The organism is Pseudomonas sp. EL_65y_Pfl2_R96 (assembly GCF_963970905.1).
Lineage (GTDB): Bacteria > Pseudomonadota > Gammaproteobacteria > Pseudomonadales > Pseudomonadaceae > Aquipseudomonas.
In genome coordinates, this window is record NZ_CAXAQH010000465.1 from 1 (window position 1) to 255 (window position 255).

1 pseudogene is annotated in these 255 nt (G+C 49.4%); it reads left to right on the forward strand.

What is annotated here, in order from left to right:
* Positions 1-11 precede the first annotated feature (11 nt).
* A pseudogene (locus tag AACY49_RS32055) lies at positions 12-113 on the forward strand (hypothetical protein); the annotation flags it as partial.
* Between the last annotated feature and the right edge of the window lie 142 nt (positions 114-255).

Sequence of the window (255 nt, forward strand, 5' to 3'; positions counted from 1 at the left end):
CAATTTGTCCCATGGCTCTGCAACTCAAGGCATCGTTTGCCGCAAGTGGCGGCTGTTATGGCAGTCGTCCGTTGCGTAAAGTGTTGCACGCCAAGGGCATGGAAATAGGCCTTTATAAAATTCGTCGTTTGATGCGTGCCAACGGTCTGCGTTCGGCTTGGAAGCGTAAGTTTGTGCATACGACAGATAGCAACCACGACCTGCCGATTGCTGAAAATGTATTGAATCGCCAATTTGAACCTGACGCAGTAAACA